This window comes from Holdemanella biformis DSM 3989, from assembly GCF_000156655.1.
Lineage (GTDB): Bacteria > Bacillota_I > Bacilli_A > Erysipelotrichales > Erysipelotrichaceae > Holdemanella > Holdemanella biformis.
Map to the genome: position 1 here is coordinate 6,016 of NZ_DS996851.1, position 13,855 is coordinate 19,870.

11 protein-coding genes are annotated in these 13,855 nt (G+C 29.6%); all 11 read left to right on the forward strand.

Annotation, left to right across the window (positions count from 1 at the left end; translation table 11 throughout):
* The coding region (locus tag EUBIFOR_RS12560) for a zinc ribbon domain-containing protein (protein WP_003866217.1) at window positions 1-199 on the forward strand (199 nt) is incomplete at its 5' end.
* A 567-nt stretch (window positions 200-766) separates the two neighbouring features.
* Window positions 767-2,887 carry a hypothetical protein gene (locus EUBIFOR_RS11360; RefSeq protein WP_040466556.1) on the forward strand — a complete coding sequence of 707 codons (2,121 nt, stop codon included), beginning with the start codon at window positions 767-769 and terminating at the stop codon, window positions 2,885-2,887.
* Between the two features lie 2 nt (window positions 2,888-2,889).
* Complete coding sequence (locus EUBIFOR_RS11365) at window positions 2,890-3,534, forward strand: putative bacteriocin export ABC transporter (RefSeq protein ID WP_003866220.1); 645 nt, start codon at window positions 2,890-2,892, stop codon at window positions 3,532-3,534.
* Window positions 3,535-3,815: 281 nt separating this feature from the next.
* On the forward strand, window positions 3,816-5,441 hold the full coding sequence (locus EUBIFOR_RS11370; RefSeq protein WP_003866221.1) for an ABC transporter ATP-binding protein: 1,626 nt from the start codon (window positions 3,816-3,818) through the stop codon (window positions 5,439-5,441).
* Window positions 5,442-5,858: 417 nt separating this feature from the next.
* Window positions 5,859-6,734, forward strand: a complete 876-nt coding sequence (locus EUBIFOR_RS11375) for an ABC transporter ATP-binding protein (RefSeq protein ID WP_050755978.1) — start codon at window positions 5,859-5,861, stop codon at window positions 6,732-6,734.
* Entirely contained in the window at window positions 6,731-7,804 is a 1,074-nt protein-coding gene (locus tag EUBIFOR_RS11380; RefSeq protein WP_003866224.1) for an ABC-2 family transporter permease, read from the forward strand. The genes EUBIFOR_RS11375 and EUBIFOR_RS11380 overlap by 4 nt, the downstream gene beginning before the upstream one ends.
* A complete protein-coding gene (locus tag EUBIFOR_RS11385; RefSeq protein WP_003866225.1) occupies window positions 7,805-9,088 on the forward strand; it encodes a hypothetical protein in 1,284 nt (427 codons plus the stop codon). It abuts the gene before it with no gap.
* A 226-nt stretch (window positions 9,089-9,314) separates the two neighbouring features.
* Window positions 9,315-11,096, forward strand: a complete 1,782-nt coding sequence (locus tag EUBIFOR_RS11390; RefSeq protein WP_040466557.1) for an ABC transporter ATP-binding protein — start codon at window positions 9,315-9,317, stop codon at window positions 11,094-11,096.
* A 51-nt stretch (window positions 11,097-11,147) separates the two neighbouring features.
* The gene (locus EUBIFOR_RS11395; RefSeq protein ID WP_003866227.1) at window positions 11,148-11,597 is read left to right on the forward strand and encodes a hypothetical protein; all 450 of its coding nucleotides are present in this window, start codon (window positions 11,148-11,150) and stop codon (window positions 11,595-11,597) included.
* Window positions 11,598-11,724: 127 nt separating this feature from the next.
* Window positions 11,725-12,069: an AlbA family DNA-binding domain-containing protein gene (locus tag EUBIFOR_RS11400; RefSeq protein WP_003866228.1), complete on the forward strand. Its 345-nt coding sequence runs from the start codon at window positions 11,725-11,727 to the stop codon at window positions 12,067-12,069.
* Window positions 12,070-12,106: 37 nt separating this feature from the next.
* Window positions 12,107-13,081, forward strand: coding sequence for an ATP-binding protein (locus EUBIFOR_RS11405; protein ID WP_040466558.1), 975 nt, complete (start codon window positions 12,107-12,109; stop codon window positions 13,079-13,081).
* Window positions 13,082-13,855 lie beyond the last annotated feature (774 nt).

The window sequence follows — 13,855 nt, forward strand, 5'->3', positions numbered from 1 at the left end:
CCAGTGGTATGGAAAGGTGATCAAGAAAGTAGATACATTCTATGCGAGCAGTCAGACCTGTCATTGTTGCGGATATAAGAATGAAGGAACAAAAGATTTAAATGTAAGGGAATGGACATGCCCAAAATGCCATTCAAATCATGATAGAGATATAAATGCATCCATTAATATATTGATGCAAGGCATATTAGCAAATTAAAAACAAAAACAACCGCAGGAACTGCGGGGATAGCTTGGTAAGAAAGGTTTCGATAGAAATCTGTTCCCAAGAATCTCGTCACTTTAGTGATGAGAGGTTCAAGAATTGATTTTTATGACTGAAGAGGGAATGAAAACTTTTGAAGTTAGTGTATTTGAATGTAATGTTGTAGACGTTGGTATGGAAGGTACTTTAGTTTTTCAGGGATATCAATTGTTATCTTTCGGTGATTGGATAAAGGAATTTAGTTTATGATTGACGTTTAACATTTAATTGATTTTTTAATATGCGATATGTTATATAGCTAAAATCTCTATGACTTTAAAAGGTTGATTTATCCTTATCTATTTTTATATATTCTAATTATATGAGCGGTTCTATTATTCATAATGGTTTGATAATGGCATCGGGACAAAATAGTAAATTTAGTACAGGATTCATCGTTAATTGGAATCCAAAAACAGCTTATTCGCACTCGCATACTGCATCTTCAGGATTAAGAACTAGATAATCAAAAGAGTTCCCTTATCAATAAGAGACTCTTTTTAGAAAGTTGAGATTTGAATTATGAAAAAATTATCATACCTGCTTGTTGCTATTCTAAGTGTATATATTTTTTATTCCGGATTCTCTTCCTTTTCTTCTGATCAGATAAACAGAATGAATTCTTTTGCCACTTCAATTGGACAAACAACTAATAAAAAAGTAACAGGATTAAACCTGCAATTTAATGAAGCTTTAGTTTCAACAATTCATGAATATTGTGAAGAGACAAACAATACAGGAATTATAGAAGTTCATGAAAATACTGAAGGGTTTATAACAAAGAATTTAATCTATATTTATTCTGCTGATCCACAGGATTTGAAATCCCTATATATACGGAATGATCAAAAACGAATTAATTTTAAAAAGGATTCAAAGAATTATTATTCTACAAATCTAAATGATAAGGATGCATATAATTATATTGATTATTTAAATCGAGGCTATTACGGAGATTATAATGACATATATGAATTTCACACTTTAAATGATTTGTTGAATCACACTCCAGGTTCTGAAATTATTACACTTTACTCTATTTCAAATTCAAATAAAACTTCTACAAGTCAAATGAAAGATTATTTTAAAGAATTTATCCCTGAAAATAGCCAAGGACAAGGTATCTCAGATGTTGAAATTGTTCCTTACTCTATGCAAAAAGAAAAATTTTTGAATATGGTTTTTTTGAATGCAATATTAGGAACTGCATTGATTTTCGCTTTTATTTTTCTGAAAGATAGAAAAGAAATAGTAATACGTAAAATGCTAGGTAATTCAACCAAGAAAATTTTTATATCACTATATACAAAACATATCGCAATCTTATATGGTCTATTTCTTTTCTTAGAAATTATTTTATTCGCATTATTTGTTGGCCCTTATAGACCATGTGCCTCTTTATTCTTATACTATCTAATCAATGAGGGAATTAAGCTACTTATCAGTTTAATTATGATAGGAATTATTTTGTTAATTTCAACGATAGCCGTCAAATCAGTGAAGTATATAAAACAAAATGGTACTCAAGAAAATAAAACAGTTCTATCATTGGTCTTGAAAGGAATTCTGATTTTTGTTTTATTTCCTGTATTCTTAACAAACTGCGCGGATTGGATAGAATCAGTACACTATCTCTACATTTTGAATTTGAATGAAAGTCAAATGTCGAATAAAATTATAACAAACGGCATATCTGTGTCTTTAAATGAGGACTTATTTTATTCATCTGAACTTGTTAATAAACTGTATTATTATATGCAGGAACATAATGGAATATATGAGGATTTCGATATAAACAAACGAATTGACTTCTTAAAAAATCATACGGACAGTGATTTAGAAATACCTGTTTCAAATGAAATACCATATATAGTTGTAAATAATAATTATTTAAAAGATTATACGATTCGCGATGAATTCGGAAATCCTTTAGATTTTAATCAGATAGAAGAATCTATTTTACTGATACCTGAAAATTATTCATTCAATCAAGATCAGATAAGCTATTATTCAAATTATGAAGATTGTAAGGTAATTCGAATCGAACCAAATCTTAGGTTTGTAAGACATATGCCTTATGTAGAAAATACGAAAGATTTAGAAAAAATAAATCCAGTAATTTTTATAGACCATAATTGGATGGAAAATGCAAGGGTTTCAACTGATAATTATTTTATCCCAATCGATACAAAAAAAAGTGTTTCAAATTTTAAAAGATTTTTAATTCAGAACAATATGGACAAAAAAGTAAAATTTTATTTAAGTGATTCTTATTTTGCACAGGTCAAGAACAAAAAAACATATGAATTGATTTCATTAACTATACTAATCGTTTTAATAAGCATAATTTTATTTGTTTACCAACTTCAAGCGATTGTCATTTTCTTGTTTGAAAAAAGATACTATTTGTCTATTCAATATCTTTTAGGGAAATCTTTCTACGAAAGATATTCATTATATTTAAGTATAAATATATCTCTTTATCTATCGGTGATTATTTTCTATGCATTATATTCTAAAAGAATATTAGAATCTTTTGAAATTGGTTTTTTAATACTTGGAATAGATTTGATATTTACCATTTTCACGTTAAAGAAAAAAGAATATGCTGAATGTGTAGATTCATTGAAAGGAGCCAGATAGTTATGAAGAAAATTGTAGAATTAGATTCGATTCAAAAGAAATTTAAAGAGAAAGTAATCTTTGATTCATTTTCTTGTACCATATATGAAAATGAGTTTGTTGCAATAATTGGAAAATCCGGGTGTGGTAAATCAACATTGTTAAATATGATTGGCTTATTAGATAGTCCAGATTCAGGAGAAATCATTTTGTTTGGAGAAAAAGGAATTAAGCCATTTTCAAAGAAAGCCACTTTACTCTTAAAATCAAAAATAGGATATTTGTTCCAGAATTTTGCATTAATCGAAAATAAAACTGTATACGAAAATCTGCAGATGGCGATAAATGAAAAAAATAATAAGACCGTAAATAAGTACATTGAAGACGCGTTAAAAAAAGTTGGCTTAAATGGATATTCAAAAAAATACATATATGAATGTTCTGGGGGAGAACAACAACGTATAGCCCTTGCTAGATTATTAGTTAAGCCATGTGAATTGATTTTAGCTGATGAACCAACCGGATCACTAGATGAAGAAAATAAACAAATTGTTATAAAACTACTCAAAGAATTTAAAAAAGAAGGATGTACAATTATAATGGTTACACATGATATACAATTAGCTGAAGAATGTGATCGCGTGATAGATTTGAATGGTCATAGTTAAAAATGGTAATTCGCAATTAGATACCAGCTGGATTAAAAGTTGTAGGGTTTAAAATACTATGAGTGTTTTAAGGTTATTGCTTTCTAAAAGCAAAATCCCTATGACTTTTTTTATATATTCATAATAAAAGAGTATCACTTGTTTATGGTGATACTTTTTTGATTGTCTGATATGCATTTGTATGGTGTGAAAATGATGAAAAGTGATTGAAAAAGAAGTGAAAATGTTTACAATATTAGATATATAGAAAGATTCACTGAGAATATAAAAGAGATTCAATTATGATTAGATATATAAAAAAGAATAAAATATTATTTTGCTTCACGCTGATTATCAATTTATTAACATGTTTAACACCCCTATTTTTAGCCTATATTATTGAAAATGTTTCTGGCATTTTTTTAAATCAAGATGAGTCTAAAATAATTGTAAGCTTATGGCTGATCATAGCTTTTATGATTTATCAAGCTTTGTTTTCATATTTGAATTCTAGATATAAAGCAAAATATAGACAGAAATTAAGGGCAGACTTATCCAAAGATATTTATCGTAGTATATTTAATCAAAATCATAATGAATTTTATGAGAACTCAATCGGATCATATTTATCTTTATTTACAAATGATGTAAAAATGGTTGATGATAATTATTTCTTTCCTTTTCTATCAATGATTACTCAATGTGTTGTGTTTTTGTGTATTTGTTTTTATTTAATACATGTAAACTGGATTGTCTTTTTTATGATGGATTTGATTGCTATATTTACGATAGCCGTTCCACGTCTGTTTGCGAAGATATTAAAGAAATCATCTAATCAATTATCTGAACAAAGCCAAGAATATAATTCAAAATTAAGAGAGTTATTTCAATGTTTCGATATTATTCAAGATTATCGTGTTCTACCACATTATATTCATAAAGGTGAAGAGAATATTGATAATTATGAGAATAAATATTTCCACTTTAATTTCTTTACTCAGTTAAATACAACATATGCCAATTCCGTAGCGGCAATTGGACAAATGTGTTTTATTTTAGCATTAGCAATATTGAGTTCAAAGGGATATTTTAGTGCTATATATTTCATGTCTGTGGTGACACTTTCAAATAATTTTATTGATTGTTTGTATAATATGGCCTCATATTATGGAAATTTTGTGGCCATCAAAGGAATTAATGATAGATTGATTAGAATGATTGATAAGAAAGAAACCGAGAAAACACTTCTTATTTCAGAAAATCAAAATAAAGTTTGTTTTGAACATGTGAGTTTCGGATTTCCAAACAAAGAATCTATATTCAAGGATTTTTCTTTCCAATTTGATAAAGGAAAAAAATATGCGATTGTTGGAGACAGTGGATCAGGAAAGTCGACTTTATTAAAATTGATTTTGGGTTATTATTCAATTCAAAAAGGAAGAATCATTTCATTTGACAAAGAACCGGTAATCATCCGGCAAGAAGAACATTTATTTTCAGGAACTATTCGAGAAAATTTGTGCTTAGGAGAGAATTTTTCTGAAGAAGATTTGACAAGTGCAATGGAATTTGCGAATATTTCAGATTTAGATTTGAATCAATTTGTTTCTGAAGATGCAGGCAATTTATCAGGAGGACAAATCCAAAGAATATCTATCGCAAGGGCAAAACTACATTGTCACAATTTATTATTGTGTGATGAGATTACATCAAGTCTTGACAGTATTAATACTGAAAAAATTGAACGTAATATTATAGAATTGACTGATAAAACCATTATTTATGTAACGCATAAGATTCATAAGAAAATGCTACAGGAATTTGATGATATATTGGTTTTATCACATGGAAAACTTGTAGAACATGGATCATTTGAAGATTTGCTTAGCAAGAAGAATTATTTTTACCATTTATTTATGAATCAGTAATAGATTGAATTATTAATGAATATTCCATGGTGACAGAGACATCCAATCCACGAAGGGAGCCACTTTCAATTTATGAAATGACTCTCTTTTTTATTATTCGATTTTTGAATGATCATCTTGAAAAAAATTTACCTTTTGGAATTGTATAAGATGATTTTTTAATATGATCAAGAATAGTGTCGGTGAGCGGTCTGAGTTTATTTTCATGTAAGATTATTTTGGATATGTTAAATCATAAAAAAGTTATTGAATAAATAAACTACAGGTGATATATAATATGTAAAAGGTTACAGTAAAATATCACACGCTTACATTGCTATGTAAAATAGTTACAGTTAATCTATAAATATACATAGTTACTAGTTACTTTGTCGTGTATGATGTGCTGTTACTAAAAAAGAAAGTTGGATGAGAAAGATGAAAAATGTAGTTGAGGTGAAGAATGTAGTTAAGAGTTTCAAAGATAAAATTGTATTAAATCATGTTTCTTTTAGTATGAAACCTGGTGAAATAGTTGGCTTTGTTGGACAAAACGGTGCAGGGAAAAGCACACTAATGAAATGTATGTGTAATTTGATAAATATGGATGAAGGAACTATTTCTATTTGCGAAGAAGATGTAGTTAAACAAAGGGAAAAAGCATTATCATATGTATCATGCATGATTGAAGGTCCTGGATTATTTGAAAATATGACAGGTAAAGAAAATCTGGAATTAATGGCCACTTTAAATCATGCTTCAAAAGAAAAACTGCATGAAATGATGGAGTTTACTCAGATTGGTTCTCAGCTGAAAACTAAGGCAGTATCCCAATATTCCATGGGCATGAAACAAAGAACAGGTTTAGCTGTGGCTTTAATGAAAGAACCCAAAGTATTGTTACTAGATGAACCAATGAATGGACTGGATGCTACAGGGATTCAAGGCTTACGCGAAGAATTGATACGTTTGGCCAAGGAAAAGAATGTAGCTTTACTAATTTCAAGTCATCAGTTAGGTGAAATTGAAAAGATGGCAGATCGAATCATAGGTATCCATTTTGGGAAAATCAAAGAGATTTCCATGGAAGAAAAAGAAAATGTATATGTATTAGAAACGGATAGAAAAATACCAGATCAATCAGACTTGCAAATCATAGAACAAACAGGAAACACCTATAAATTAGAAGTGAATTCTGTTATGGAAGTACTTTCAAATTTAGAAAAGCAAGGGGTTCAAGTGAAGAATATTACTCAAATACACAAAACATTAGAAGATGTATACAATGAGTTTATTCAAGAGGCATCATTATGATGTACGAACTTAAAAAGTTTATCTTTAATAAACGAAATGTCGGTGTATTTGGATTTCTAGTATTCTTTCTCGTTTGTTTTATTGGTTATAACGTTTATATGGATAAACACTATAATGAATCTCAAATCAAAATCTACCAAAAGGCCTATCGAATTTCTGAAAACAGAATGGATGAAGCAGGAAGTGAAGAAGAGTCTGAATTTTGGAAAAAGGTGTATCGCAATGCGAGTGGTCTGATCCACTTTTACTACAACAGTGAAAATAAGACAGATGAATTTATTGAGTCAAAATTGAGCTGGAATCATTTGATGTTACAGGCAAATAATGAGGGGTATATCATCAATGATTTTGAGAAAAGAGATGTTCAAACTTTGCAGAATGAAACAAAGCAGTTGAAATATCTAAAGAAGAATCATATTGAAATGTTGAATAGTCCATATGAACCTAATACTTTTAATATATTCAATGAAATGTTTAATCAAAAATTGTATTTGGTTGTCATGTTGATCCTATGCATATTATTATGCGATATATTCGGTTTGGAAATGGAAAGCGGATTTTATAAAAACTTATATGTTTCAAGAATTTCAAAGCAAAAAATACTGTTGAATAAGATAAAGTTTTCATTGTTTGCAGCGGCTTTTTTGATAATAGTGATGCTTTTGATTATCGTTCTTTCTGGATTGATTTTTGGAATTGGAAATTGTGATTATCCATACTTTTACTTTAATCAGATGTATACAGTGAAAGAAATTGTTGCGAAAAGTATTATTCTATTAGGTATAGAAAATATATTTCTGGTAGGTATATCTGCATTGTTATTTACATTCAGTTTAAATAATGGATTTATTGTAGCTGTAAATCTAATTCTATATGCACTTTTCTTTGTCTTAGGAAATGTAACAGGCTATTCTAGATTCTTTGTGTATATTCCATTTTTACATATTGATTTTGTGAACCTGATTATTCATAAGCAGGTTGTCCTGGCTGCTATTATAAGCTTGATGTATTTTCTGTCTTGTAGTTTGATTTCATTACAATGTTTCAAAAAAAGAGAGTTGGTGAGATAAATGTGGACTTATGTGCTTTTCAATATCAAATCTAATTTAAAGAGGAAAGAAAATCTGATTCTAATCATACTATTCATCGTTTGTGAGATTGCTTTGTTGTTTATTTTGAATACAAAATCATTTACGGAAAGTCCATATCAAACATCACTAGGCATTAGTATAGCAAGTGTTTCACAAAAGAATGATCCCAAACTTTACCAAGAATTTATGGATGAAGTAAATTTGATACGTCAGACCATTGATAAGGGTGAGCAGGATGGAAAAGAAAAAAATTGGAAGTCATATTGTGAATATAAAGTAAAGGTGAGTGTGTTGGAAGCACAGTGGTATATGGTGACTTCAAACATGTCTAATGATTCCTATTTTGAACATGCAGATGTTCTAGAAGAATTAAGGAAGGAATATGGATTACCTGATTTGTCGCAATATGAAAAATTAATTGTACAAAAATCAAATGATATCAATTTATATTTTTGTTCAATGCAGCAGGCTCGTTACTTTGACTACTTGCTAAAACATGATCTTACTCCAATAACATATTCATATGTGGATGCATCCAGTGTTTCACTACAAATAGCTCGATATATATTGCCTGTAGTTTTACCTTTGCTGGTTGGACTTCTATTGTTTCAACAAAGAGAAAGACGAGCAAAGACAGAAAAAACAATTCTAACTATTTCTGGAGTAAAGAAAAAATATGTGAGATGGAATTTGATTTCTGACGTACTTTTTGTTCTATTGGTTGTTTTCTTGCCTATTTTAGTTTATATGATAGTTCTTGTACCTTTTAAAGGTGTATCGAATCTGATCTATCCGGTTTTATATTATAAGCCAGGATTTACTGGTTTTCATTATTGGGATACACAAGGATTGGATCATATTGAGCTTGTGGCAAGTGGACTAACGAATATGAGTGTCAATCAGTTTACAACGCCAGGAATGGAATTGATGCCATTGTGGCAATGTACACTATTTGTAGCATTTGGACTTGTGCTGTCTACAATATTTTATGTCCTACTCATAACTGTATTATCTAAACTTATGAAAAACAAATACTTATCTTTGCTTGTATTTTTAGTTGTCTTGGGTCTTTGTTCTTTTGCATCGCCATTAGGAAACATGCAGAAGATCAATACATTCAATCCAATGTCATACAGAGATTTTGGAATGAACCTATTAGGTACTAGTTATTTTGGATATTTTGCAGGAATTGTAATCATTGGACTATATAGTGTAATTTTGTACTTAGTTTTGAAGTGGTGTGCTAAGAAAGTACGCGTTTAATATATCATGATGAAACAATTGAATTATAAAAGTTAGAATAGTTGTCATAATATATTTTTTGGAAGTTCTAATGATGTTAATGATAAAACAACTTTTTTGTAAAATGATATATTATAAATAAAATGAAATAATATGAAATTACAAATAATTAAATGAAAATAACATACATTTATTATTGAAAAAAATTACATTTATGCTAGAATCTTTTAAAAAGAAGGTGATACGTATGTTTAAAAGCTTAACATTTCTTTGGAAGTATGCGTGGAATGTACAAAAAAGCTATTTGGTTTGTTTGATTTTGTATCAAATAACGAATACGATCCCACCTTTATTGATTATGTTTTTTCCAAAGGTTTTGTTGGATGAACTAATGGGACAAAATCGAATTTCATATTTACTTACATATATCATTATCTTTTCAATTGTGATTTTCTTAATGAAGTTTTTAAGCGATTTTTTGAAGAATACGGCTTTCTATAAGCGATGTATTATTTTAGAAAAGTTTCAGGTGGAGTTAAATACAAAACTTTCTAAAGTGGATTATGCGTGTTTGGAAGATCCAGAGTTTTTAAATTTGAAACAGAATGCGGAAAAATTTTTATATGCGAATGGGCAAGGATTTAGTTTTGTATTAGATCGAGCGATGGAAATCATTAGTAAAGTGATGATTTTCGGAACAGTGATTTGGATCATAGCTTCATTAAATAAAGCAGTGTTGCTTGTGTTTTTATGTCTTGCATTTCTAAATAGCAAAGCGCAGATGCGATTTAAGAAGGCCTATGCAAGATTGGAAATGGAGAAAAATCCGAAGGAAAGAGAATTGTCTTATTTTATGAATGTGTTTTCGGATGTAAAGTATGGCAAGGAAATTCGAATGAATCAAGGTCAATATGTATTGATGGATTTTTTAAAAGGTTGTTTACATAAGCTTTGGAAGTTTTATAAAAATCAGATGTATATTATGGACAAATCCGATTTCTTTATGCATCTTATGGATTTTTTTCAAAGAATGGTTTCTTATGTATATATGGTTTTTATGGTATCAAAAGGATTTATATCCATCGCTAATTTTACACTGTATATCAATGCGATTGCGACATTTACAACTTCTATGGATGAAGTGATTGATAGTGTGAATGATATAAATCAGTATAGTTATTATTTTGAAGCTGTTGAGAAATTTATGAATTTGCCTATGGATATATATGATGGAAAGGTCAATCGTAATATGCCTTCTCGATTTGAATCGTTAGAATTTAGAAATGTTGGATTTAAATATGGCGGTAGCGATAAATGGGCTTTAAAAGATATCAATTGTTTTATGAAGGCTGGAGATAAAATTGCAGTGGTTGGAGAAAATGGTGCGGGTAAGACTACGTTTATTAAATTAATTTGTCGATTGTATGATCCAACTGAGGGAATGATTTTATTAAATGGGGTGGATATTAAAGAGTATGATTATGTTCAATATGTTAAATTCATTTCAACTGTATTCCAGGATTTCCAATTGTTTTCAATGTCACTTAAGGAAAACGTGAGTTTATCGCGAAAAAGTGATGAAAATCGAATTCATGGTATATTTGATTCTTTGGGGATTTCTGCATTTGTAAAGAAATACAAGAAAGGCTTGAATGTACGTGTACATAAGGATTTTGATTCAGATGGTTTTGAACCTTCAGGCGGAGTTGCTCAAAAAATTGCGATTAGCCGAGCTATCTATAAAGATACACCAATAATCATATTGGATGAGCCAACGGCTGCATTGGATCCAAAATCAGAATCGGAGATTTATGAACAATTTAATGAATTATCAAAAAATAAGTTGGCTATTTTTATTTCACATAGAATGGCATCGACAAGGTTTTGTGATAACATTATTGTTTTTAAGAATGGAAGCATTGAAGAAATGGGTAGTCATTATGAATTAATGAAGGCACATTCTGTATATTGGAATTTATTCAATATGCAGTCAAAATATTATATGAATGCAGAAAGTGGGAAGCTATGATGGAAACTTGGAAATTAGTAGAATGATTGGAATAAGCAATAGATAATTCAATTGGATGATGTAAAAGAACAAAACTCAGTGTTACAGACAAAAGTGGATGATCATAATCATAGTATGTTGACAATGAGTAAGAAGCTGAATAGGTCTGAAGTGAAAAAATATGTAGATGCATTTTTAGTGATCATAGGATTATTAATTATTGTTGGAACAGTAATCTATTACTTATTCTATAATTTTAATTCAACTACAATGTATGCCATCTGTGGTATTGTTCTAGTAGTAATGATTTTATTACTATATATTAGAAACTATAAAAACAATCGTTATGGTGGCACAAATTCAAAAATGATTTTCTTGATGCACATTAGCTTTGATCCAATAATTATTGATTGTATAAATTTAAATTCTCTCAATAAAAGAGTATCACTTGTTGCGGTGATACTCTTTTGCAACTCTGGTTTAAGTGGGCGATTGGATTGCTGTTTATATATAAGACTTTGATATAGGAATATGCTTTATATAAAAATTTAAAAATATCTGTTGTGATAGAACAATGGGAAATATATTTCTTTTCATTGATTTAATGAGTCATTGTATATATCATTGATATTAGAGGTGACACTATAAAATGACTAAGTATATTGAAGATGAACGTACAGAATTAAAACGAGAGTTGATTGATGAAGTCAAAAGCGAAATAATTGCTTTTCTTAATAGTGATGGTGGAACCATTTATGTAGGTGTGGACGATGACGGTAGCATTGTTGGGATTAAAGATGATGCTTCTAAAGATAAAGTAGATCTGAAATTAGGAAACTGGATTCAAGAAGCATTCTTTCCCAAACCTTCAGGATTAATTCAATATTATTTTAATAGTGATGATGTTTTGGTCATTAATATTTCTAAAGGAATAAACAAACCAGGAAAGAGAAAAAGGACCAAAACCCTCAGGCGTATATATTCGTGTTGGTAGAAGTAAGCGTAAGGCTAATGACGATGAGATATTACGTATGATAATGGAGTCACATAGCTACAGTTATGAAGATGACATTTCCGAGGAACAGGATCTTACATTCAAGAGTTTTGAACGAACACTTGAAGAGAATGATATAAACTTAACGCCTCGATTAATGAATACAATGGGTTTGAAAGCTAAATCAGGTAAATATACAAACCTTGCATATTTATTATCTGATCAATCTGAGATTGTTGTCAAAGTTGCAGAATACGATTCTGAAATGAATTTCAAAATCAAAAAGAGTTTTAAAGGTTCGTTAGTGAATGTTTTAAAAAATGTAGAAGAACAGGTAGAAAGATTAAATGATTTACGAGTTGTGATTGATGGAAGTTCGTTTAAGCGAATTGAAACAAAATCTTATCCCGGTGCATCTATTCGTGAAATGGTTTTAAATGCAATATGCCATGCCAATTACTTTATACGTTCGAATATTAAAATCGAATTCTTCCCTGATAAGGCAAAAATTACTAGTCCAGGTGGAATATTTAATGCATCTATGGATGATATTATGAATGGCGTGCAAACATATCGTAATCCAAGGTTAGTACATGTGTTTGATAAACTAGGTATGATTGAAAACTTTGGTACAGGAATTCCTAGAACGATGGAAAGCTATAAAAATTATGGCGTGAAACCTGAGTTTAAAGCAACGGAAAATTTCTTTTTTGTCACATTACCGAACGTTAACTATCTAAAGAATGACTCAATAACTGACCCAATAACTGACCCAATAACTGACCCAATAACTGACCCAATAAGCGATTTGGGATTAGAAATAATGAAAGCTTTAAAACTGAATCCTGGAATAAACACAATAAAACTATCTGAAATAATCCAAACAAATTTGCCATCAGTTAGCAGGAATATGATAAAAAATGAGTTAAAAAGAAACTTGACTGTTTATGTAGAGCATCGTGGCTCGAATAGAAATGGCGGATATTACTTAAAAAGTAAAGATGATAAATAAAATATAGGTAAGAAGAAATTCTTTTGTTGTGAATTCAGTTAGAAGCAATGGATTTAGAGGAAAATAAAAACAATCGAAATCGATGAAAAAAAGCGGATAATTTACTATCCGTTTTTAATATGCTTTGAAAATTTTTTGATAAAATTTTGCAATAAAGTTAGTGTGGATTATCTCGCGTTTTATTGTATCAGCCGATGCTCAGTTGACTTATAGAATTGTTATTTTTGTCCATTTGATTTTATGGTAAAATGGACATACTATTCTGCAACTCCTCTCTCGGTAACGGGAAGGAGGTGAATCTCGTGGAGGAGATATTGTTATCCGTTATTGTCTCTGTCATAGCAGGTGTGGTAACCCATATTATATGCAAATGGCTCGATGGGGATAAGTAGAATAGTGAGCCTTTAGCGGTAGAATTAGTCCTTCTACTGCTTTTTTTTCGTTGAAAAAAGGATGGTTTAGTCCGAACCATCCTTTTACTCGTGTAGGCTTGTTATCCGTTTGCCTACTTGAATTATAGCATACTTTTTAGGTAATGCAATGCTCATGATTAGGTGAAATATTATTGGTTTCATGTATATTCGATTCGTGCTTTAAATATAGTTTTTTTCCTTGTCATATTCTTTAATTGAAACTCTAAAATTATAGATTGTTTCAGTGATCACGATATTGATTTATAGTTTGAAAAAAGTACGGTTGAAAATATACAAACTTAGTATATTTGATAGAATTATTTACTTACTAAGTTATTTTACACGCGAAAAATAACATATG